The 22,549-nt window shown below is 61.0% G+C and carries 22 protein-coding genes; 6 read left to right on the forward strand and 16 right to left on the reverse strand.

Annotated features, from left to right (window positions below; all coding sequences use genetic code 11):
- The first annotated feature begins 4 nt into the window (after positions 1-4).
- Positions 5-850, forward strand: coding sequence for a DUF6671 family protein (locus PY254_RS03245; RefSeq protein WP_281014040.1), 846 nt, complete (start codon positions 5-7; stop codon positions 848-850).
- A 29-nt stretch (positions 851-879) separates the two neighbouring features.
- Positions 880-1,134, forward strand: a complete 255-nt coding sequence (locus PY254_RS03250; RefSeq protein WP_281014041.1) for a hypothetical protein — start codon at positions 880-882, stop codon at positions 1,132-1,134.
- Positions 1,135-1,159: 25 nt separating this feature from the next.
- Here the strand turns inward: PY254_RS03250 and PY254_RS03255 are convergent, their stop codons facing one another.
- From PY254_RS03255 to PY254_RS03280, 6 genes are all read right to left on the reverse strand, one after another.
- A complete protein-coding gene (locus tag PY254_RS03255) occupies positions 1,160-1,771 on the reverse strand; it encodes a cytochrome b (protein ID WP_281014042.1) in 612 nt (203 codons plus the stop codon).
- Complete coding sequence (locus tag PY254_RS03260) at positions 1,768-2,877, reverse strand: catalase family peroxidase (protein WP_281014043.1); 1,110 nt, start codon at positions 2,875-2,877, stop codon at positions 1,768-1,770. Before PY254_RS03260 ends, PY254_RS03255 begins: the two co-directional genes overlap by 4 nt.
- An 86-nt stretch (positions 2,878-2,963) precedes the next feature.
- Positions 2,964-4,376, reverse strand: a complete 1,413-nt coding sequence (locus PY254_RS03265; protein ID WP_281014044.1) for a cryptochrome/photolyase family protein — start codon at positions 4,374-4,376, stop codon at positions 2,964-2,966.
- A gap of 31 nt (positions 4,377-4,407) precedes the next feature.
- The gene (locus PY254_RS03270) at positions 4,408-5,070 is read right to left on the reverse strand and encodes a ChrR family anti-sigma-E factor (RefSeq protein WP_281014045.1); all 663 of its coding nucleotides are present in this window, start codon (positions 5,068-5,070) and stop codon (positions 4,408-4,410) included.
- The gene (locus tag PY254_RS03275; protein ID WP_281014047.1) at positions 5,067-5,645 is read right to left on the reverse strand and encodes a sigma-70 family RNA polymerase sigma factor; all 579 of its coding nucleotides are present in this window, start codon (positions 5,643-5,645) and stop codon (positions 5,067-5,069) included. The genes PY254_RS03270 and PY254_RS03275 overlap by 4 nt, the downstream gene beginning before the upstream one ends.
- Positions 5,646-5,839: 194 nt before the next feature.
- Positions 5,840-6,295, reverse strand: a complete 456-nt coding sequence (locus PY254_RS03280) for an Lrp/AsnC family transcriptional regulator (protein WP_281014048.1) — start codon at positions 6,293-6,295, stop codon at positions 5,840-5,842.
- Positions 6,296-6,443: 148 nt separating this feature from the next.
- Between PY254_RS03280 and PY254_RS03285 the strand changes: the two genes are divergently transcribed.
- The 4 genes from PY254_RS03285 (at position 6,444) to PY254_RS03300 (ending at position 11,012) form a co-directional block, all read left to right on the forward strand.
- Positions 6,444-7,697, forward strand: a complete 1,254-nt coding sequence (locus PY254_RS03285; RefSeq protein WP_281014049.1) for a thiamine pyrophosphate-dependent enzyme — start codon at positions 6,444-6,446, stop codon at positions 7,695-7,697.
- Positions 7,697-8,713 carry an alpha-ketoacid dehydrogenase subunit beta gene (locus PY254_RS03290; protein ID WP_281014050.1) on the forward strand — a complete coding sequence of 339 codons (1,017 nt, stop codon included), beginning with the start codon at positions 7,697-7,699 and terminating at the stop codon, positions 8,711-8,713. Before PY254_RS03285 ends, PY254_RS03290 begins: the two co-directional genes overlap by 1 nt.
- Complete coding sequence (locus PY254_RS03295) at positions 8,713-9,939, forward strand: dihydrolipoamide acetyltransferase family protein (RefSeq protein WP_281014051.1); 1,227 nt, start codon at positions 8,713-8,715, stop codon at positions 9,937-9,939. Before PY254_RS03290 ends, PY254_RS03295 begins: the two co-directional genes overlap by 1 nt.
- Before the next feature lie 287 nt (positions 9,940-10,226).
- Positions 10,227-11,012 carry a hypothetical protein gene (locus PY254_RS03300; protein WP_281014052.1) on the forward strand — a complete coding sequence of 262 codons (786 nt, stop codon included), beginning with the start codon at positions 10,227-10,229 and terminating at the stop codon, positions 11,010-11,012.
- Here PY254_RS03300 and PY254_RS03305 read toward each other — a convergent pair whose 3' ends face one another.
- The 10 genes from PY254_RS03305 to PY254_RS03350 all read right to left on the reverse strand — a co-directional run bounded on the left by PY254_RS03305 (position 11,013) and on the right by PY254_RS03350 (position 22,196).
- The gene (locus PY254_RS03305) at positions 11,013-12,131 is read right to left on the reverse strand and encodes a YagK/YfjJ domain-containing protein (protein ID WP_281014053.1); all 1,119 of its coding nucleotides are present in this window, start codon (positions 12,129-12,131) and stop codon (positions 11,013-11,015) included.
- Positions 12,132-12,868: 737 nt separating this feature from the next.
- Positions 12,869-13,054 (reverse strand): hypothetical protein, encoded by a 186-nt coding sequence (locus PY254_RS03310; protein ID WP_281015278.1) that lies wholly within the window; start codon positions 13,052-13,054, stop codon positions 12,869-12,871.
- Between the two features lie 162 nt (positions 13,055-13,216).
- The gene (locus tag PY254_RS03315; RefSeq protein ID WP_281014054.1) at positions 13,217-13,939 is read right to left on the reverse strand and encodes a MobA/MobL family protein; all 723 of its coding nucleotides are present in this window, start codon (positions 13,937-13,939) and stop codon (positions 13,217-13,219) included.
- 521 nt (positions 13,940-14,460) lie between these two features.
- Positions 14,461-14,583 carry a hypothetical protein gene (locus tag PY254_RS03320; protein ID WP_281014055.1) on the reverse strand — a complete coding sequence of 41 codons (123 nt, stop codon included), beginning with the start codon at positions 14,581-14,583 and terminating at the stop codon, positions 14,461-14,463.
- Between the two features lie 17 nt (positions 14,584-14,600).
- Positions 14,601-15,497: a recombination directionality factor gene (locus tag PY254_RS03325; RefSeq protein ID WP_281014056.1), complete on the reverse strand. Its 897-nt coding sequence runs from the start codon at positions 15,495-15,497 to the stop codon at positions 14,601-14,603.
- Positions 15,491-16,486: a YqaJ viral recombinase family nuclease gene (locus PY254_RS03330; RefSeq protein ID WP_281014057.1), complete on the reverse strand. Its 996-nt coding sequence runs from the start codon at positions 16,484-16,486 to the stop codon at positions 15,491-15,493. Before PY254_RS03330 ends, PY254_RS03325 begins: the two co-directional genes overlap by 7 nt.
- Positions 16,487-16,573: 87 nt before the next feature.
- Positions 16,574-17,014 carry a hypothetical protein gene (locus PY254_RS03335; RefSeq protein ID WP_281014058.1) on the reverse strand — a complete coding sequence of 147 codons (441 nt, stop codon included), beginning with the start codon at positions 17,012-17,014 and terminating at the stop codon, positions 16,574-16,576.
- 23 nt (positions 17,015-17,037) lie between these two features.
- Positions 17,038-17,994: a TIGR03299 family phage/plasmid-derived protein gene (locus tag PY254_RS03340; protein WP_281014059.1), complete on the reverse strand. Its 957-nt coding sequence runs from the start codon at positions 17,992-17,994 to the stop codon at positions 17,038-17,040.
- Between the two features lie 633 nt (positions 17,995-18,627).
- Positions 18,628-21,309: a DEAD/DEAH box helicase gene (locus PY254_RS03345; RefSeq protein ID WP_281014060.1), complete on the reverse strand. Its 2,682-nt coding sequence runs from the start codon at positions 21,307-21,309 to the stop codon at positions 18,628-18,630.
- A gap of 122 nt (positions 21,310-21,431) precedes the next feature.
- Positions 21,432-22,196 carry a hypothetical protein gene (locus PY254_RS03350; protein ID WP_281014061.1) on the reverse strand — a complete coding sequence of 255 codons (765 nt, stop codon included), beginning with the start codon at positions 22,194-22,196 and terminating at the stop codon, positions 21,432-21,434.
- Between the last annotated feature and the right edge of the window lie 353 nt (positions 22,197-22,549).

Below are 22,549 nucleotides of genomic sequence, written 5' to 3' on the forward strand. Positions count from 1 at the left end.
GCCCGTGGCGACCCCTGACTGCGTAGTGCTGGCCACCATGCACGGCAAGGAAACAGCGATTGCGCCATTGTTGCGCCGTGCGCTGGGCTGGCAGTGTCACGTACCAGCCGGCTTCGATACCGACCGTTTCGGTACGTTCAGTCGTGACATCGCTCGCCTGGGTGCGCCGATCGATACGGCCAGGGCCAAGATTGCGGCGGCCTTTGAAAGCGTGCCGCAGGCATCGCTGGGCATCGCCAGCGAGGGCAGCTTCGGCCCCCATCCGCAGATACCTTTTCTGGCGGTGGACCGCGAAATCGTGGTGTTGGTGGATCGCCGCAACGGGCTGGAAGTGGTCGGTCACCATCTCAGTCCGCGCACCAACTTCGCGCAGGCCCTGGTCAGTGACGCGACGGCGGCGATCGCGTTTGCGCGCGCCGTCGGGTTTCCCGAGCATGGCGTCATCGTGATCGGTACGCGCGCTGGCAAGCCGGCTCCAGATCGGCTGTTGTGCAAGAACATCCAGCACATGAGTGATTTGCTCGCGGCGGTGCGCGCGGCGATCGCCTTGGGCGACCCCGCCCATCTGGAGACCGACATGCGCGCCTCGCACAATCCCACGCGCATGCGTGTGATCAAGCGGGCCACGGTCAATCTGCTGCGTCGCTATTGCTCGCGCTGTCCCCGATGCCAGCGTGCAGGCTTTGTCGTCACCGAGGTGCTGACTGGCCTGCCCTGTGCCCTCTGTGCCGAGCCTACGGACACGCCCCGCGCCGAGGTGATGGCTTGTGCGGGCTGCGCGTATCGGGTTGAAAAGCCGTTTGACGCATTGGTGGCCGACCCCGGTCGCTGTGACAACTGCAATCCCTGACGCATCCTGGTGGTGCATGGAGATAACGCGTGAACAAGCCCAAGACGCCAGCCGAACAAGTGCAATGTGCCGAACAGCGCATCGACTGGGTGTTGTCGCACCCGCACGTGAGTGAGTGGCTGAAGGTCAGCCTGCACATGGCGCACAAGCGCGACCCGATCGACATGATGAACGACCTCGAGCTGCTGACGAGGCTGCTGCAGGATCGCTCTCACGCGCTGGTCGATGACCTTCTGCTGCAGACGACGAACCCCTCGACAGATCACACTGATCGGAGCGACTGAGGCGAGCGTGGGTGTGGTGTCGGCGTTACTCGCGCGGCTCCGGCGTGGTCTGCGGGCTTTCGCCGAACTCGGCCGTTGGCGCTGCGACCGCTGCCGCGGACGCCGTCGGCTCGCCCCGCGCCATGCTCGGAAACACCTCGTCCTGTCGCACCCAGGCATGGTAGAGCGCCGCGGCCAGATGCATCAGCACGGTGGCGAACAGCAGCAGCGCCAGCCAGCTGTGGGCACCCCGCAGCACGGCGTACACGGTGGCATCGTGCGGCGCGATCGGCGGCAGGTTGAAGCCCTTGATCATCGTCACCGGGTAGCCGCCGGCGGACAGCATCGACCAGCCGATCAACGGCATCGCGAACATCAGTGTGTAGAGCACCCAGTGCGAGGCCTTCGCTGCCAGAACCTGCACCGCAGGCAGATCGGCGGGCAGGGCCGGCGGCCGATGGCGCAGGCGATTGATCAGACGCACGATCACCAGCAGCAGGATCGCCATGCCGAGTGGCCGATGCAGGCTGACCAGGCTGGGACGCAGGCTGATCGACGCGACCATGCCGATGCCGACAAACAGCATGGCGAGGATCGCCAGCGCCATGCTCCAGTGCAGCACGCGGGCGGTGAGGTTGAAGTGCTTCGCGCTGTTCATGGCTTGGCCTCCGCTGCGGTGGCCTTGCCGGTGGCGGCGCCTGCGCTGCCGCTAGCGATGTCATGTTCGCGGCGGTTGAACGATACCGAATAGACGGCCGAACGTGCGGCCAGGATCGGATCGTCCGAACCCTGCACGCCCGCGGGCAGCACCAGCGGGTCGTAGTTGATGTCGCGGCAGGCGCCCGTGGTCTGTGGCGTGCTGCGCTCGATCACCACCGTGCCGACCGTGACGCGCCGGCGATCTTCGGGCCAGCTTTGCGACGGATCAACGGTGGAGTCGCCCGGCTGCGCCAGCGTGACCACCATGTCCCAGCGCAACGGCCCCTGGCCCAGTCGCCCGACCAGATCTTCACTGAGGAAATTGCCATCGACGGCGGCGCGCTGTTCTGCGGTCATCGCCACGAACGGGGTCTGCGGTTGCATCGACCAGCGCACGTTGCGAGTTTCGCCGGCGCGATTGGTGAAGCGGAAGGTGTTGACGCCGTTGAAGGTAGTGTTGGCCCAACTGGTCGACCACGGTGCGGTCTTTGCCCAGTTGGCAAAGCGTGCAAACTCCGGGTGCGCTTGCGCAAACGCGGCTTGCTTTGCTGGGTCGGGTTTGCCGGTGGCCGGAGCGGGTGCGTTGGCTACGGTCTGCTCGTAAAACGCCTGCACCGATGACACGCCGAAGAACGGAAAACTGTTCATCGCCATGCGCCATTGCTGGCCGTCATCGCTGTTCAACTCCAGCGCCATGCTGCGCACGCGCGCCTTGTTGTCCAGGCCGTAGGGTGAGCCGCCGCCTACCGACAGGCGCCCCACAAACGGGGTACGCCCCGCAGCAAACAGGCGTGCGCTGGAAAGCGCCGCGCCTTGTCCATTGCCCTCGAAATAACCCGCCACACAAACACCCTTGGCGTGCGCGCGTCGATAGCCGCGATAGATCTGCCCGTTGCCGATTTCGATGGCGTTGGTGAACCGCTGGGGGGTGAGTCGGTTGGGCGCGAGCCAGCCGGCAATCCATGCAAAGGCCAGCGCAACGGCCGCGACGATCAGCGCAATAGCCAGCAGCGCTGGCCATGCGCGATGGTGGTTCGAAGAAGGTGTTGTTTCGAGATCAGGCATGCGTGGTCCGTGGCTTGAAGTAGCGTGTGAATAACTTCATTCGCTGGAACCCCGGCGGCGGTTACCTCCATATCACGGTGACTGGATCAGCGGGGGAGTGCACCGTAAGCGTCGAGCGCTTGCTGTCTGGACAACCCAAGCTCGACCATCGGTGCCGGATAACCGCTGCGCCTGAGCAGAGCCTGGTCTTTCCACGGTTCCTGCAGCAGTGCCAGCGGCGCGTCGGACAGTTCCGGCAACCAGCGGCGCAGGTACGCCCCTTCCGGGTCGAATCGCTTCGCCTGGGTGAGTGGATTGAAGACCCGAAAATACGGTGCGGCATCCGCGCCGCAACCAGCGATCCACTGCCAGCCCAAGGTGTTATTCGCCAGATCGGCGTCGACCAGGGTATCCCAGAACCAGCGCGCACCGTGCTGCCAGTGCTGGCGCAAATTTTTGGTCAGGAAGCTGCCGACGATCATGCGCACGCGGTTGTGCATCCAGCCGGTATGCCACAACTCGCGCATGCCGGCATCGACCAGCGGAATGCCGGTGCGGCCGCGCTGCCAGCGCTCGATCAAGGCCTCATCGGCAGCTGCCCACGAAAAGCTGTTGAAGCGCGGATTGAAGTTGTCGGTGGGCGTATGCGGAAAGTGGAACAGCAGGTGATGGGCGAACTCGCGCCAGCCCAGTTCACGCAGATACGGTTCAATGTCCGGGCGGCGCTTGGCGTCGACGGCCTCGGCGCGCCGGCAGAGTTCGAAATGGATTTGCCGTGGCGAGATCTCGCCGAAGTGCAGATGCGGCGACAGTCGTGAGGTGCCGTGCCGCGCGGGCAGGTCGCGCGCGTGGGCATAGTCGCCGACGGCGTCGTCGGCAAATATATCCAGTAATTCGTGCGCGCCGGCTTCACCGGGTTGCCAGCTTTCGGCCAGGCCGCCGGCCCAGCTGATGCGTGGCAGCAATTCCAGTGCGGCGAGTGCAAGACCGCCGGAACACGGCTGCCAACCCGGCACGGATGGCGCGGGCAGCGGCGCGGTTGGCTGCAGCTGCTGCCGCAGGTTGCGCCAGTACGGCGTGAATACCTTGTACGGCTGGCTTTGCTGGGTGGAGATCTGCCAGGGCTCACACCACAGCGCGGCGTTGTGGCTGTGCACGGCGATCCCGCTTTCCTGCAGCACGCTTTTGATCTGTGTGTCGCGAGCGACGGTGGCCGGTTCGTACAGCCTGTTCCAGTACACCGCGCTTACCTCACTTTGCGCGATCAACTCGCGCAGAACCCGCAGCGGTTCACCGCGACGCAAATGCAGCGCGCCGCCGGTGTGGCGCAATTCCTGATCCAGCGCAGCCAGTGAATGATGCAGCCACCAGCGGCTGGCCGCGCCGGCCGTCCAGGGGCCATCGTCATCGGGATGGATGAACACGGGCAACACCTGGGCGTGCTCGGCGCAAGCGGCGCTCCACGCCGGGTTGTCGGTCAGGCGCAGGTCGCGCCGAAACAGCACCAGCGCCGTGCTCATCGGCGGGAGTTCCGTCCAGGCAGCATGTTGGTCAGAAGCCGAACAGAGGTTGCAGCGTGCGGGCGAACCAGCCGGAGAACTTCAGCGGCCCGTCGGTGGCGGCCACGCAGATGCAGGGCACGCCCGGGGAGGTCACCGGCTGGTGCAGGGTTTCGCCGTCCAGATCGGCCACGTCGCCCGGGCCGAAATGACCGAGCATGTCGTCGTAAGCACCGTCCAGAATCATCGTCAGCTCATTGCCGGCATGACTGTGCAACGGCAGCTTGCTGCCCGGTGCGATGCGCAGCAGCATCAAGTCGCCGCCGCCGATCCCGATGGCAAGGATGCGCTGCACACCCGGCGCCACCCGGCGCCAGCGTAACGCGCGCATGGAGTTGCCAAACCATGGATGCAGCGCACTGGGCAGGCGGTCGGGATCGCGCTGTTCCAGCACATCGACCGGCAGCGTGATCTGCTCCACCGCCGGCTGGTCATCAAGCAACGCCAGCATCGCGGCGCGCGCATCCTCCGCAGGCGCGTCTGCACGCTGCTGCTGCATCAGCACGCCGCCGATCTGGTCGGCGTCAAGCAGATGCTGACGGCATTCGGCACAGCGCTCCAGATGCGCCGAGGCAACCACCGCCAGCGCTGCCGGCAGCGCGCCGGCCGAGTAGCTGACCAGGGTGGCGTCGTCCAGATGGTGGTTCATCTTCATGCCACGGCCCTCATGCTGGCCTGCAATTTGACGAACGAACGCCGCAAGGAGGATTTGACCGAGCCCAGGGGCATATCAAGTTCACGAGAAATTTCACTGTGGCTTTTGCTTTCGAGGTAACACATGCGAACCAGTTTGGCCTGCACGGGTGGAAGGCGATCGATCGCCTGTTTCAACAGGTCCTGGTCGAAAGATGACTCGGGTTGCGAATCACGTCGATCCGACTCGCCAAGGTCGAGCCGGTCCAGACCGTCCTGAATCGGCAACCAGTGCGGTTGCTTGCGCACATGGTCGATGTACAGATTGCGCGCTACGCGATACAGCCAGGTGCTGAGGCTGGCGCGGGTGGCATCAAACAGGGCGGCCTTGCGCCACAGCGTCAGCAGCGCTTCCTGCACCAGTTCGTCGGACATCGACTCGGGCACGCCAAGGTTTTGCAGGTAGCGCTGCAGGCGTGGCGCGAAGTAGTCGTAAATGCGCATGAAGCAGGCGCGATCGCGCTGTACCGACACGCCGACCATCTGCGTCGCCCAGTACTGTGCATCGGGTGCGGGGTTGCTGGTGGAAGCAGACACGAATCGTTTCGCCCGGAAGGGCGTGACCTCGGCGACAGATTGATCTTGACCCATCATACGCAACTTCCTGCCCACGGCCTCGGCGGCACGCCCAACCCAGGGTGTGCCTTCTAACGCTGTCATACGGCAGTTTTCGGCGTTCGGATGCATCGGCGACCGGGCAGGTCACCGGCCCGCAGAAGCCGGCACCTGCCTCAGATCGGCAGGCTGGTAGTCAGCTTTACGCACTTCAGCGCGAAGCTGGAGCTGATCGACGCCACCCCGGGCAGGTGCAACAGGGTCTTCTTCAGAAATTGTTCGTACTGCGCCACGCTCTGCATGACGATACGGAAAATGTAGTCGCGGTCACCGCTCATCGAGAAACACTCGACGATTGGCGGGCAGCTCGCGACCGCATCTTCCAGCCGGCTCAGGGTGTCCTCGTCATGCTGCTTCAGTTTGACTTCGGCGAATACGGTGATCGGGAGGTCCAGCGCGGCTGCATCGAGCAACACGGCGCGGCCCCGAATGACCCCGCTGGATTCGAGCCGCTTCAGCCGCCGCCAGCACGGCGTGTGCGACAGGTTGATGCGCTCGGCCAGTTGCTGGATCGACAGCTCGGGCTCGGCCTGCAGCGCGCGCAGCAGAGCCAAATCAATATCGTCCAGCATGGCGCTGATCTCGTCCTAAAGTTGCTGGATTCTAGAGGATGAATTTCCAGATAGGCGCCGTGGCCTTCGCAAAACAGCAAAACAATTCCTGCGCGACGGTGCGATCATGAGGATTCTTGTCCAGCGCGACAGCGGCCACCGGAATGCCATGACCCAGCCCGCAGATCCCTCCCTTGAGCAGGTGCCCGCCGATGCGATCGCGGTGCCGCAACCGCACTGTCGCCCCGGTGATGAACCCGATTTCAGCCGGCTGAACTTCCCCGGCGTCGATAGCGCGCGCCGCCCTGCGGTAGACGAGTCGCCCGAGCACATGCGCGAACTGGCCTACGGGCTGATCCGCGTGCTGGACGAAAACGGCGATGCCGGCGGTGCCTGGAATCCGGGGCTGGATGGCGACACGCTGCGCCGCGCACTGCGGGCGATGGTGCTGACGCGTCTGTTCGACGATCGCATGTTCCGCGCCCAGCGTCAGGGCAAGACTTCGTTCTACATGAAGTGCACCGGCGAAGAGGCGATCGGCTGCGCGCAGGCGATGGTGCTGACCACGGACGACATGTTCTTCCCGACCTACCGCGTGCAGGGCATCCTGATTTCCCGCGGTTATCCGCTGGTGCAGATGATGAACCAGATCTACTCCAACGCCAGCGACCCGTTGCAGGGCCGCCAGCTGCCGATTCTGTATTCGGCACGGGAATACGGCTTCTTTTCGCTGTCCGGCAATGTCGGTACGCAGTATTGCCAGGCGGTGGGCTGGGCAATGGCGAACGCGTACAAGCAGAACGGTCATATTGCGGCGGCCTTCATTGGCGACGGCTCCACCGCCACCTACGACTTCCATCACGCACTGAATTTCGCCGCGGTGTATCGCGCGCCGGTGATCCTCAACATCACCAACAACCAGTGGGCGATCTCCAGCTTCCAGGGCATTGCCGGTGGTGAACAGACCACGTTTGCCGCGCGCGGCATCGGCTACGGCCTGCCAGCGCTGCGGGTGGACGGCAATGACTTTCTCGCCGTGCATGCGGCCACCGACTGGGCGGCGCAGCGCGCACGACGTGGCCTGGGCGCAACGGTGATCGAGTTCTACACCTATCGCGCGGAAGGCCATTCCACCAGCGACGATCCCTCGAAATACCGTCCCAAGGACGAGGCCGCGCACTGGCCGATGGGCGATCCGGTGGCACGCCTGAAGCAGCACCTGTTGAAGCTGGGCGAGTCGTCCGAAGAGCAGCACCAGGCGATGGAAGTGGAGTTGACCGCACAAGTGCGCGCCGCGTCGCGCGAAGCCGAAAGTGTCGGCACGCTCGGCCAGTCCAAGCCGCCGGTGGGCGAGATGTTCGAGCAGGTATTCAAGTCGCCCGACTGGCGACTGCAACGTCAGCGTAAAGAGGTGGAAGGCTGATGGCCACGATGACCATGATCCAGGCGCTGAACTCGGCGATGGACGTCATGATGGAGCGCGACCCGACCGTGCTGGTGTTCGGTGAGGATGCCGGCTACTTCGGCGGCGTGTTCCGCGCTACCGACGGGCTGCAGCGCAAGTACGGTGCGTCGCGTTGTTTTGATGCGCCGATCGCCGAAGGCGGCATCGTCGCCACCGCCATCGGCATGGGCGCGAACGGCCTGCGCCCGGTGGTGGAAATCCAGTTCGTCGATTACATCTACCCGGCCTACGACCAGTTGGTGTCGGAGGCGGCGCGCTTGCGTTATCGCTCCGGCGGCGAGTTCTGGGCGCCGATCACCGTGCGCTCGCCCTACGGCGGCGGCATCATGGGTGGCCAGACGCACAGCCAGAGCCCGGAGGCGATCTTCACCCACGTGCCGGGCCTGAAGACGGTCATTCCATCCAACCCGTACGATGCCAAGGGCCTTTTGATCAGCGCAATCGAAGACGATGATCCGGTGATCTTCCTGGAGCCGAAACGCATCTACAACGGCCCGTTCGACGGTCACCACGACCGCCCGCTGCAACCGTGGCAGAAGCATCCGGCCAGCGAAGTACCGGAAGGCCACTACACCGTGCCGCTGGGCGTCGCGGCGATTCGTCGCCCCGGCAAGACGGTCACCGTACTGGCCTACGGCACCATGGTGCACGTGGCGCTGGCAGCGGTGGAAGAGAGCGGCATCGATGCCGAAGTGATCGATCTGCGCAGCCTGGTGCCACTGGATCTCGAAACCATTGTTACCTCGGTCAGCAAGACCGGCCGCTGCGTTATCGTGCATGAAGCACCGCAGACTTCGGGCTTTGCCGGTGAGTTGATGGCGCTGATCCAGCAGCATTGTTTCTACCATCTGGAAGCGCCGATCGAGCGCGTTACCGGCTGGGATACGCCGTATCCGCATGCGTTCGAATGGGACTATTTCATCTCGCCCGCGCGGGTGATCGCCGCGCTGCGCCGTGCCGTGGAGGCCGTCTGATGGCTGACTACATCTTCAAGCTTCCCGACGTGGGTGAAGGCACCACCGAAGCGGAAATCGGTGACTGGTACGTCAAGCCCGGTGATCGCGTCGAGGAGGACCAGCGACTGGTCGACCTCATGACCGACAAGGCGGTGGTCGAGATCACTTCGCCGGTGGCTGGCGTGGTGGTATCCACGCACGGCCAGGCCGGAGAAATGGGCGCGGTCGGTGCGCCGCTGGTGATCTTCCGGATCGACGGTGAAGCGTCCGAGTCCGCGCCGGTTGCCGTTGCAGAAGCCACGGTGATGACGTCGGTCGAGGCACCCGCTGAGGTGGAAGCGAGCGAACCGGAGCACGCGTTTGGCCGTCCATTGGCCTCGCCTGCGGTACGTCGCCGCGCTCGTGAAATCGGCGTGGCGCTGAAAGCCGTGGTTGGCAGCGGCCCGTCCGGACGCGTCACGCATGCGGATCTTGATGCACACACGGCTGGCGCCGTCGTCGCTCCCGTGGCAACGCGCTCGCGGCCGACACCGTCGCCGGGCGGCATCACCGAAACGCGCATCGTCGGCGTGCGCCGCAAGATTGCCGAGCGCATGCAGGAAGCCAAGCGGCGCATTCCGCATATCACCTATGTCGAAGAGCTGGACCTCACCGAGCTGGAAGACCTGCGCACGCATCTGAACGAGCGTCGCCAGCCGCAACAACCCAAGCTCACCTTGCTGCCGTTCTTCATGCGCGCACTGACCTGCGCGTTGCCCGAATTTCCGAAGATCAACAGTCATTACGATGACGAGGCCGGTATCCTGAGCAGCTACCAGCAGGTGCACATCGGCATCGCCACGCAGACCCCCAGCGGCCTGCTGGTGCCGGTGGTTCGCGATGCCGGCGCACTCGACCTGTGGCAGAGCGCTACCGAAGTAGCGCGACTCGCTGGCGTGGCACGCGAAGGCAAGGCCGTGCGCGATGAACTGTCCGGTTCCACCATCACCATCACCAGCATGGGCGCGCTGGGCGGCATCAACGCCACCCACATCATCAATCAGCCCGAAGTAGCCATCATCGGCCCCAACAAACTGGTCGAGCGGCCGGTGGTGTATCGCGGCCAGATCGCGATCCGCAAGGTCATGAACCTGTCCTCGTCATTCGATCACCGCATCGTCGACGGCTACGACGCCGCGCAATTCGTGCAACGGCTCAAACAACTGCTGGAGCATCCGGCCACGCTGTTCATAGAGCAGAGCTGATGCGAGTGGCACGGTAGCGGGAGTCGCGGTGTGTCGGCGCAATGGACGACTTTGGACTGCCAAATGGTGCCCACCAGCAATCGAATAGTCGATGCAAGTCGTTGTAGAACGGATGGATTCACCAGAGGTGTTGCGTATTTGACTCGCAATCTGACTCACTTCTGCTGAGCCTTCAGGTCGGGGAGGGCTGATGCCGACGAGGCCAGTATACTGAGTCGCCCTGAAACACTCCCAGCGTTGAATGTACAGGTTCCTGCCTCGCCCGACGTTCACCGGAGTTCATCGCCATGTCGAAGAAAAAGGGCAAGGCACGAGAGAAAATAGACACTCGCCAGGTACCCAACGGGATCCTAATAACAGTTAGACGTGGTGAAAAAGTGGTCAGTAAAACCGGGGTCTACGGATGCGAGCAACCACAACGCACCTTGGCTGAGGAAATTGCGCACTTTGACTGGCGTTTAAGTGGCGATTGGTCGCCGTCGTTCGACAGATCCTACAAGGCTAAAGCTATCGAAGCCGCGTGCACCTTAGAGAATCATCAGCAGCGCGAATGGTTGATCGAGCACTCCGCTCTGCGCGAATGCTTCGACGATCACCACCTGTTCGAGCAGGATGCCGATGTATGGATCTTGCTTGCCCGCGCCAAGTTCGCCCTTGATGAAGGTAATCAAGACGAGGCTAAGCACTTCTTCAATGAAGCCTGCGGGCTCCGTGGGGCGATGAACGATTCGAGGCCTAAAACGAAAGCAGTGAGCGAGGCAACTAGCAAAGGCGGGCGGACTACCGCTCATAAGGGGCAGCCCGTCCTGGACTACTGCGCCGGCCTTATTCTTGGGCCGGGCATCACCAAGGCCAAGCTTGCTGCACAGTTCAAGCTTGCCACGTGGCTAGCCCCTGATGTCCGGAACTACATTCGTGATCATCCCGATGAACTGAAAGGCTCTCAACTAGCGAACCATGCTGGGAAAAACCTCACGAACACGATTAAGCGATGGCTCGGAAAAACGCAGAGCAACGTGGTCAGGAAAGCCTACGAAGAACGGCTGAAACGGGAAGGCCTTCCCCTGCGCTAGTCACAGGACAAAGGGGCGCTTACGAGGCCGGCCACGCTTGTTGCCCTCTGCCTTGGGCAACCCACCTTTGCCGAAGATGCGTCCTTTGCTGACGAGCCGCACGAAGTAGTCGACTTTCGTCAGATACGGCACGACTCGCTCCTTCAACGCCTTGATCTTGACGGTGTCGTAGTCGTTGATGATGCCGACACCCTGATCCCAGTGCTTCGAGGCGTTGCAGTTGTGAAACCGCCCCTTGCTACCAGTGATGGCATCGACCCAGTGTTCGCCGATCTGCTGGCCCACGCTGAACCCGTCGTGGGCTACGCTGCCATCGAAGAAGAGGAGTAGTTGATAGCAGTTCGACGTGAACTGTAGCTGCTCTTCCTTCCACGCATACGTCAGGAGGGGAACTTGATACTCCCTCTTCAAAAACCGGATGAGCGCGTCGCGGTGATCGCGAGCCTGCCGCTCGCTGACGTGGTAGAACAGGTCGTTAATCGAGCGCGGTACAAGCGATGTCGTGCCCTTACGGTAAGACAGTTCAAGGCGCACCACGAGAATGCGGCTACGCCTGCGGAACAGCGCGTCGATAAGAGCAAGGACTCCCTTGGTCGCCTCACGACTCGCACGCAGGTGACGATCACGCCTATTTTGAAAAACCGCGGTTCGAGCCTCCGCACGCATGGCTTCGACGCACTCATTGAGCTTGGCACACCCCTCCTCTGTCGGCACCCCGACGTATGAATCGATCTGGCGGGCGTACCGGCCAAAGAGTTCGATGATTGGATGAAACTCGTGCTTGGGAAACTGGAGACGATTGCCTTCCATGTTCTCGTTCGCATACTGCAACAGTTCCTTGCCGAGCTGCGTGGGCGCAACATGACCCTCGGTACAGCCATGGATGCCAAACAAACGAAGCGGCACGCGCCCCGATTTCCAACGAAACAGCGGTGCATTTCGGCTCACTACCTTCGCCACCATCTTGTAGAGCTCCATCAACCGGACAACGGTGTCGTAGGCAGGGAACGTGTAAAGGTGCTCTTCATACTCACCTTGCTCATTAGGCTCATCCTGCCGGAGGCGCATTGTGTATTTCGTGGCTTCGATAGCCATTGCCTCATCACGCGTTTTGCTCATAATTTTTTCCCTTCGTACACCAACTCCTTCCACGAGACGGAGTCAGCAGAAGGGTGTGCAATTTGATTGTGTTATCGCGCATTGCTATCGCGCATAACACTCTTACAAAAAGAGCGAGAACCCGCCCCCGTGGTATGGCCGGGGGCGGGCGACTGATTCCCAGCAAATGCTAGGGGATGCCGTGCGTCGCGTTGCGGGAAGTCAGCGCCTCGACGCGAGGGCATTTATTTCTAGTTACGCGCGTTGGTGACGATGGCTCGAAGCCACTCATCGATCTCCGCAGCGACGAAGTACGTTCGCCGACCCCGTTTAAACGGGTAGGGCATGGGCGCCAATCCGCCCGACTTCTTGCTTCGCTTGATTTCTTCGTACAGCGTTGATCGCGAGCACTTGCGACGAGCGCAGACCTCGAGCACGGTCATCCACTCCATCGGCGTCTCGCACGCATCTTTCATTGGCACCTCGGTCGCTACTTGGGAGCGCCAAGGTTAGTCACACGGTGCCCTGGCTGCCGTACACCCGCTGCCAGTAAACTTCTACTGGCAGGAAACTTACCGCCGGAAATCCTGACCATCCCAGCAATGACGCGGGTTTCACCAGCAAAAGCCTAGCCCGGCGTGCGATGCCAGTGACAGGAATAAACAGTCGATTGGTGGTTACTCCGAGTCGCCAGACCATTCTGGATAGCGTGAGGAAAAGGCCGAGTCGCCTGCAAGTTGCAACGCAGTCTGGCCATCTCATGCGAGCGCCCCAGGTTGGGGGTGGATCCGAGTTTGCGGCAAGAGGAAGAGGGCAAGCGCCATAAGGAGCAGATCCTTCTGCTCGACGAAACCCCGCACCAGAGGTGCCGTGTGATCGACCGGCAGCAGGCTTTCCAGGTCGACCGGACGAAACTCCATCTGCGCGCGGTTGGGCTGCTGCACGCGCGCCCCGCGCTTTGTTTCCTGCCTTGCCTGCGGCGCGGGGATGGGCAACTCGTTAAACAGTTCATCGGTCGCTTTTCCAGCACCCGTGTCCCTGCGCAGCGAATGGTGGAGATGGTCGTCGATTTAACGCGGTAGGGGAAAACTCACGGACTCTCAGGGCTAGCCCGAACGATTCTTCCTCGCATACCGAGCGGCAACGTATTCATGCTTAGCCTCAACGGGCATTTTGCGAACTCTCGCAGGCCCGAGATGACGCTCAGGCTGTCGATTCACGCCTTGCTCCTTCAAGGATCGATGATCCACACGTGCTTCGTGCCCGTAGCGAGCCAGAGCGTCGTTCTGGACCATCGCTGTTTGCTTCTTCAGTCCAAGCACCGAATCTCGCAACTCCATCCGGTTCATGCCGCCGCTGTCCTTCCGGCAACCGCCCCGTTCCGGATACTTCGGGTTGTATCGCCGGAACATCTGTTCAAGTGAACGTTCGATGCCATCCGGCATGCGATCAGAGACCATGAGATGGAGATGAGTATTGACGATGCCTTCCAGAGAGGAGAGCTTTTCGTGGATGGCGTACTGAAACGGCTTGATACCGGCAATGTCAGCGATGTGTCTCGATGCCAACTCGATCTGTTGATCCAAGGTCAACTCGCAGGGAAGCGTGATCTCGTGTTCATGATAGACCGAGCCATTCTTGCGCTCGTAGGTGTCTGCCTCCTTCCAGAACCACCACGGATCGTTCTCCACCCAGTTCGGCATGTTTCCGTACCCGGTCTCGATGACATCTTCACGGCTACTGTGTCGCCCCTCACCGGCGATGTAGTCCGACTGTTGCGCTCCCTTTCCCTTCCCACCTGATTTTAGTTGATGATGAAAACTGGCCATGGCGTACTACCCTTTTTTCTCAGCTAATAAAAAGGCCAGCGAAGTCACCTTCGCTGGCCTGCCTGTGAGTTGATTTCGCCCTATTTCAATCCATCAAAATGCGGAAACGGTATGTGCGCTTACCAAGCGCATTAGGCACGACCACCACTGCACAGTGGCCATCAGCGATCTGATGCATGGACATTGCGAAGGACGATCTCCTCATACTGTAGCTATCAGCAACGTAAGCTTTTACCGATAGATCGGGCAAGAGATACCGTCAGCCTTTCGATATCAGGAAGCAACTCTTTCAAAAGCAACTCTGACTTGAATGATGAGATGCTGGCCAAGGTACGGCAGATGGAGTGCCTACCCATGAGGAAGCTGCTCCGCCTCCTCGCGATGTCCGACCAGCCACGATTTGAGTTGAAGATGTGCAGACAGCTAGTCGTTTGCAAAAAAATAAATGGACGTATTTTGAATCGCATGGGTGAGGCCGTGATGCCTCACCCATGCGATGTCAGTTGCCTTGCAATGGCGCATCAGGCCGCGGTGTCCTCCTCGTGAGGCGATGAACCATGCGCCGATGTACGTGCTTCGAGTGCCCTTACCAGGCCGAAAATGGCAAAGCTGTACACCACGACGGCACCGATGATCTTGAACATGACGGTCTCCTTGAGGGTTAGTGAGTGGAAGCCTGGCCGACCTTCTCGGCCAGGCGATTGCGCAGCGTGTCGGTCTTCGGTTCAACTGTATTCGTGGGCGGCTGGCTGGCTGTCGAGTAAAACTCCTCCACCACGGCCGGTACGTCTTCTTCCAGCTCCTCGAACGCACCGTTGGCGAAGCCCCTGCGTGCCGACTCGTCCAGCGCCGCCTGGTCGAACCCACTGACACGCCGTTGCTCGTCCAGCTCCTTCGCCTGCGCGATGGCCTGTGCCAAAGTCATTCCGGCGCGTACCACGAGATCCACGTAGTAGATCGGCGTGCCATAGCTCATCGTGGTGGACTTGCCGCGCAGCTTCAGCTCCAGCGGCAGACAGGCTAGCCGTCCACCCGATACGGCACGGAGATACTCCAGCCGTGCCGCCAGCGTACGGATGGTGTTGTAGGACGTCGTTCTGAGCACGAAACTGCCCAGCGCATCGTCCTCGCCATCGCCGATCACCACGTTGAGGCGCGCGTAGGCCTTGCAGGCCCCATCGGCGAACGAACAAGCCCCCGGCCCCGGACAGGGCAAGCTGGTCACACCTTCCTTGCTTGTGCGTCGACACGTTTCGCCGTTGCCCACGCACAGCGGCCGACCGGTCATGCGATCGAATAGCGAGTAGTCCGCCCGCAGGTTGAGGCTTGGGTCGTTGAACAGCAGCCGCACCGGGATGGCACGCAGCTTGTGGCCTTCCGCTTCCTTGCGCAGCTTCTCGTCCAGCGGGTGCAGCAGCCAGCCGTCGCGTCCCTGTACCTGGCTGGTCAGGGTGAACTGGTCGTCCTTCTCTGGCAGGCGCTTGCCGTTGCGCTCCACTACACGGCCAATGGAAATCCGCCCCAAGACGGGCGGGGTAATAGCCAAACCTTTCAACATGGGGAAACTCCTTCAGTGGCATCGGGTGAGAGAGACAGCACAAACCGCCGTGAACCGGCGCGGGGTACGGTGTACTGCGCAGCCAGGGCGGGGTGGTCGGCTGCCAGCCGTTTGGTGTCGACGCTGGTGCCATCCTTTGATCGCTTGTAGGTCACCTCGCCGTGAGCAAACAGCGCCTTGCTGGCGTCCCCCATCGCCTGCTGGATGGCTTGCTTGAGCTGCTCGGCCACCTGTTCTTTCTCGTCCAGCTCGGTCTTCAGCGCCGACAGCGATGCGAAGGTCTGGCACAGGGCTTCGTCGTCCGTGAAGTCGAGTGACGTGTCGTTGCCGGGATAGAGCTGGCGTAGCGCCCGCGCGGATGACTCGCTGCCATCGGAAGATGGTTCGATGTCGTGCTGCACGCTCTCCCAGAACTTCGTCTCCAGCACGATCAAACGGGCGATGACCTCGTCGTCCCGCTCGATTCGATGGATCTCCAACTGCTGCCCGCACAACAGCACAGCCACGTCCGCTGCTTGCTGGCCCGTCACAGCCAGTTGGTGCTGCACCTGCAGCTGGACGTATTCCGGCACCCCGTCCTTCCATAGCCGCGCGCCGAACTCACCGGCCGTCTTGCACTCCAGAATCTGCACGTCCGGAGAGCCCACGACCTCCCGGTCGATGTTGGCCAGCATGAAGTTGAAGGTAGGGTGCTGGAGCACGGCGTTGACGCGCCTGACCTTGCGCCCGGTCTTCTCTTGGTAGGCGGTAGCCACGAAAGGTTCGAGCAGCGTGCCCCAGTAGCGCGGATCCTCCATGCCGGGACTCTCCGCATGGGCGACAACGCGCCCGGTTTTCTCCGCCCACAGCTCCAGCGGGCTCTTGTAAGGATTGAAGCCGACCGCGGTGGCGGCATCGGAGCTGCCGATACCGCCTTGACGTACTTCCAGCCATTGGCCCCGGTCGAGTGTGCGTGTATCGATCAATCGCAAGGCAGATCGCTTTTTCATCGTGGTTCTCCCAAAAGAAAAAGCCCGGCCAGAGGGCCGGGCGTTATGTCGTTTGCATCAAGGATGAATCTCCTGCTTGTGCGGATCTCACCAATTGGCGCGGTAGGTGATGTCCCAGCCTTGCTCCTGCAACCGCCTGGCGTGATGAAGGACTTTCAGCGTGTAGTCGACATCACTTTCCTCCAGCGTTTCATCCTCTTCGGCCGTGAAATACCCACTGGCACTCGCAGGGTCATCGCCGACCTGTTCGAGCTGTTCCTCCAGCTCCATCAAGGTTTCTACCGAAACGTAGGCGGGGCGGTCGTCATCGTGTCCTCCCTGGACGTTGCCCACGAACCATTGATGCAAGGCCACGAACTTGCGCCAGTAGCCGACGCGCACCGTGACGCCACAGACCTCCAGCAAAGAGGCGTCGTATTCTGGTTTGTCCTTCGGTGGCACATAGCCGATGGCCGCGCCAATGGCACGGCGCATCGGTTCCGTTCGGGGATCGCTGGGCGCCACGTGTCGCTGGGCTTCCAGATACATGTCCAGTCCCATGGCACGCCCCCTCAGGCCACCAGCTTCATCGCTTCGTCCCAGGCATGCTGCTTGATCTGCGCCCCTTGGCCGAACCAGGCCGCATCACGACGGTGATCGTCGCTGCGCGCCCGGCGGTGGTGATCGACGAACTCGGTCACGCTGTTGAGCAGGCCCCACGCCGTACCCCGACTGGACGCCATCAGCGCGCCGCGACCGCCGCCTTCGTACAGCGAGCGAACCGTGGCAAGTGCCTGTTCGTTGACCACTGGGGGTTTGCCGTCCGGTGCCGCGTAGGTGAGCACCCGGCGCAGCAGACCTTCCACCGAGTCGGGATCGACTGGGAGATCGACCAACGCCTTCATGTGGACCACGAAGCCATCCCAAGACGACACGGTGATCCCCAGCTGGCGCTTGACCGCGTCCGCGTCGAACTGGCTGCGGTGCGGCACCTTGATCGCGCTGCTGGCGTTCCCCAACGCGATTTGCAGCGTGTTGTTGCAGACGACGCGAACCGAGGTGAACTGCGCCGTGGTGGCCAGTGTCCCGTCGCAGGCTGTGGCCAACAGCAGGTAGCCATCTACCCGGTCGCGGCCTTTGAGCGTCGTGCTCTGGCCCGTCTTCGCCAGCGCCCAGAACTTGCGGCCTTCGCGCAGCACGCCTGCCGTTTCCAGCTCGAAACCGTTGCAGGCGGTCAGGTCACGATAGAACTCCAGGATCTCGCCCGGCTGCACCACGTGAAAGCGCTTGGATACCACCGCCAACGGGGCCTTGGTATCGGAGCGGTACAGCACCTTCTGTTCCGGGAAAGCGTTGATGACGCCGACGTTGTTGCTGCCGGAGATGTAACGGACTTCAGACTGTTCGATCTGCCAGTCCATGCCCGCGTTCTTCTTCCAGACCTCGATAGGCTGCTGCGGGGCGAGCTTGTTGCCCAGCCCATGCCACGGCTTCTCGCCGGCATAGGCCATGGTTTCAACCAAGTGCATTGTCGTTTCCTCGTAGGTGGGTGGCATAAAAACGCACAAGGCGCGGACATGCCGGGCCTTGTGCGCTGTGCTTGTGACGCGTTGGATCAGGAGGCTTTGAAGTCACTACAGCGGGTGCATCGGGCGATGCCCACCAGAACCGCAGTAGCCACCATCAGGACGCAGTAGATCGTGTCGAGTTTTCCTGTCATGAGTCAGGTTTCCCTTGCGAACGCTGCGACGCGGAGCGTCCAAACGCGAAGCCGATGACTACCGGCTTCACATGAGTAATATGGATCTAAAATTCCTTTGATCGAAGTGCCCGCGCAGGAACAAGTGCGTCACCTGACCGATCGAAAATTACCAACTCGTCGACCACCATGATCTTTAGCGAGCACAATCGAACGGCGGCAACCGGCCGGCCAGAAGCGGGCGTTTGCGACCGACGGCTTTGCGGCACGCTGCTTGGTCTCCCGTTGCGCTATGTGGTCCGTGTATGAGAGACCCGCAATAAGGCGCAGCTACAGCGCAGATATGTGCCGCCTGCGGATCGCCAAAATTTACAGACCGGCAATCATCGATCGATGCGCGCAGGCGCCGGTCCTGGCGCTGTCACCCGCAGAGATAGCCACGTTGCCGAACATGGGCGTCAGCCTATTCCACCGAAACGAGCGGCTCGTCCGGCTCTGGTGGCCCGCCCATGGCGCTAAGTTGTTTCTCGACGTCACGAGCAAATTCCCCCCACTCAATACCAGCCGCCGTATCGCTGCCATGGGCACTGAGGCTCTCGAGTCCTCGAAGAAGCCAAGGGAGAAAGTTTCCGACAACGCTGTCGATGAACGAGACGAAGTCCTCAAACATCGTTTCCACAGTGTCTGGTTGAGCCTTAGACTTGGGGTCACGCAAATCGTTAAAGACCTGCCTCCTATCCATCGGCGCCAGGAGTTTTGTGAGCATCCCTTCAAGATTTTCAGCGGTGAGTACGTTTCTGTGCGAGTTGCCTGAGAAAATCTTGCGGAGAACCTCATTTGATTGTTCGGGAACGGCATTGAAGCAACTTAACAGCTCGGCGAAAAGTGGTGCCCCGTGTTTGAACTCGTTCAAGGAGAGGAACTGAACCATCAGGCGGCACGTCTTCGGCGAAAAGCCACTGAGGTTGGCGGCTTGCCCAAACTCCGTCAGTCGAATCGGACTGTTCATGACGGCTAGTGCCCCGCCGGACTGAGCGTTGTCCAGAACATCGCCAAGCGTGGCATCGAAAATTCGGCGGATGTTGCCCGCGCCATCAGTCTTTCCCGCGTAGGAAGCTCCCACGAACTCGGAGACGATGTCGTCACCATCAGGGTGTTCACCGATGCAAGCAAGCAACTGCGAGCTGAACGTCGCCTCCAGGAGCTTCTGACCAAGCTCTGGCGTGTCAGCCCAGTCGCTGCCTAACGTCGACGCAAGCGGAGAAGACGAAAACATGACTCTTTTCATGCTGCTTGCGTTGGAACGATGAGTGGTCGTCGACGGAGGACCCATTAAGTTATCGAAAAGGACCGTGTCTCCTTCTGAGAAGGCTCCCGCACGCCCACAGCGTCCGGCGATATTACGAAATGTCATCGACTTCATGGGCATGCCGCTTCCCTGCATGCTGATGAGCCAGTGCGAAACGATGGTCCAACGAAACGGCAGGTCGGCTCCTTCGGCCAGCGTTGTCGTCGCGCAGACGACAGACAGTTTTCGGGCTCGCGTTAGGCGCTCGATATCCCGCCGAACGTCGTACGGCAGCGACGCGTTGTGATAGGCCATTCCGTGTCGCAAGCTGTTGACCAAGGAGTCCAGATATGGATAACGCTCCAGAATGCTATTTGCCGTAGCCTGGACATCCTCATCAAGGGCGTATTCAAGTCCCTCAATAAGTGTTCTGGCAAGCAGTCTTGTGTCTACCTTCCGGGGACAGACCACCAACCCAGGAGAAGCCAAGCGTTTGAGCAGGTCTTGGGCGAGGGATGCAACGTTCTGCGCCGCGCTCTTCTCGTTGACTTTAGCGAACAAGCCGTACTTAATCTCCCCCGGCAGTGAAACCTTAACGGGCGCAGATATGACTGCCGTGGCCTCCACAGTGGATGGCCTCAAGGCGTCGTTGCCATGAATCCAATACATGTCTCCGTTCGCCATGCACATCGCCAGTCTGCGAGCTGTCGGTCGCCAGCCAATCTGATGCAAGTCGCAAGCCTCGACACCAAGCCAGTCGCATACCCTCTGAGGCTCGGTCAATACGGCAGAAAGCCCCATGATTCGTATCTGAGGATTGTTTCGCTGTAAAAGCCTGAGCCGAGATATCACGCCTTCGACGCGAGCACCACGAACGCCGTTTTCGAGAATGTGAATCTCATCGAACACAACGGTGCGGAGCCTGCCGACGTCCTCGCCGGAACGGAGCCAGCCGTCAAAGCGTTCGGGCGTGGCAACGACGACTTCGCTATCGGCGAAGATGTTCAGGCGCTCCGATTGGAATCCGCCGAACATCGGTACGACTTTCACTTCCGAGTCCAAGCGCCTCTTGAGTGATTCCTTCACCTGCTCGCCAACTGCTACATAGGGGGCAACGTAAACGCAAAGGCCTTCGTCGGCCAAGCTTGCCGAAATGCAAGCTTCAGCGACAAAAGTCTTGCCGGTACTAGTGGGCAAGGTAAGCAGGGTGTTGCGCCCATGTGCGGCAATTCGCTTGATGCTCAGGAGCGCATGCTGCGGGGGCAACAGCGTCACCATGCCCGACTTGATGGAGTTGTTCACGAACCATGCTGGAATCTCGGGCGCAACATCGAGCAAGTTAGCGACTGCCAGTCGCTTCGCCTGATGTGCCGCCATGCGCCCACCAAGCAGCAACGCCCCCTCCTCCATCGTGCCCGCCATAGCGGCCTTCGTAAAAGCCTTCAGTGCACGCTGAAAGGCTGCCACCCGTGCATCCTTCTGTGGATCGCGAAGGGAGTGCGCCCACGGCTCGCGAAACTCCTCAAATCCTTCCTTGGTTGGCGTGCGGGCCAGTTCGCTGCACGGGTCACAGATTACGGCCACCATGCGGACGATGGCACTCGAGGCGAGATACGCTTCCGAGACGTCCGAGAGAGCCGCACGAGCACTGGGAAAGTTGCCGTGCATCGCGAATGCAAGCGCCGCTTGGAAAGAGAGCTCGTCAGCCTCTACAGTATCCGGAGGCACCTCCGAACGCCGAACGTGCTGTGAGGTCGACTGCAAGATCCTTGCGGCGGCAACGAGCGGCGCGGCATTTTCCTCGCTATCAAGAAGTCCGAGGGACTTCTCATCCACTCGAATCTGGTAGGCGTTCATGCACTTGAGGGCAGTGGCCACATCGAGCGGGTCAGGCGTAAAAAGCGTCGGAGTGACGCTTCTCGCCTTCGCCGCGGACGAGGCAGCACTCCTCAGAAAGTCGACCGAGCTTGGCAGAGCACTCACGGGTTAAAGGCGGCGTTATTCGAAAGGTGGAGAAGGCAATCGGTAAGTTTAGTTATCGCGATGCTCCACGGCTCGATGCATTCCTTCCGCCAGCCGAGGCCTTCGATGTCCCTTGCAACCTCATCCAAAGCAACGACGGCCGCCATGTCCCCGGAGCCAAGGTCATGGACCAGAGTAGGTAGAAGCCTTATCCCTTTGCAGTGCTCCGCCTTGGGCTGGAAGAAGTTTCCAACTCGTTCCAGGTGCTCAGCGGAGAACTCATGCACCTCCATGAGGTAGGCCTGAAGCCAGTTCATTCGTTGCCCCAACGACCCTGCAACCTTAGTTTTTCCTAGTAGCTTGTCGTAGTCAGCAATGAGCGCTTTGGCATACGTCAACTTGATGGCGCCAGTGGTTTTCACCTCCATGATAAAGAGGCAGTCCTTGTTCGGATCTCCACCTGGGTCCAGATGCAAGATGGTGGTGTCTAGCCCCGTTGGTGCCCCGTCTTGCAGAGGTGTCAGCGCGCCCATGATGGCGATGGTGTAACCATTGCTCTTGCCATACAGTCCACTGGCCCGCGCTATTTTGTACGATAGGAATTCGCCGAGGTTTCCTGTTCTTCCGCTTGGGAGCTTTGTGATGGGTGGCGGCCAGTGCTTGGTCGCCGCTACAAGTTCGGCATGTATCCACCGGTAGAAGGCTGCACAGTCGGGGTCGCCCCGCACAAGCTGTATCGCGCGACCGCTGGACGAGGTAGAAGGCTTCTTTCTAAATGTCACCGCAGATTTCTTTTTTCTTGGTGCATGGCCTCTGATCCTCGAGCAACACGTCCCAGTATGATGTTAGCAAGCCTTGTCCACATCTGACCAAGCAGGCGCGATCTATCTGCGTCATGCTTGATGAGCACCGTATTCTCCCATGACAGGAATGGCTTCTCTAGATTGTCCTTGTCTTACTCATTAAGCTCGATGAATCTCAGGAGATACGAAGCGACGCACCACCCTACAGGGGGACATGTTCTTGTAGTAGGGCATAGACACCATGGGTTAATGCGCACCGTCATTTTGCACACGGATCGCCCGAGGCGGTTGAGCGTCCGCTTTGCGGCGACCAAATGAGGAAGGTGGGAGCC

This window comes from Rhodanobacter sp. AS-Z3 (assembly GCF_029224025.1).
In the GTDB taxonomy this organism is placed as follows: domain Bacteria; phylum Pseudomonadota; class Gammaproteobacteria; order Xanthomonadales; family Rhodanobacteraceae; genus Rhodanobacter.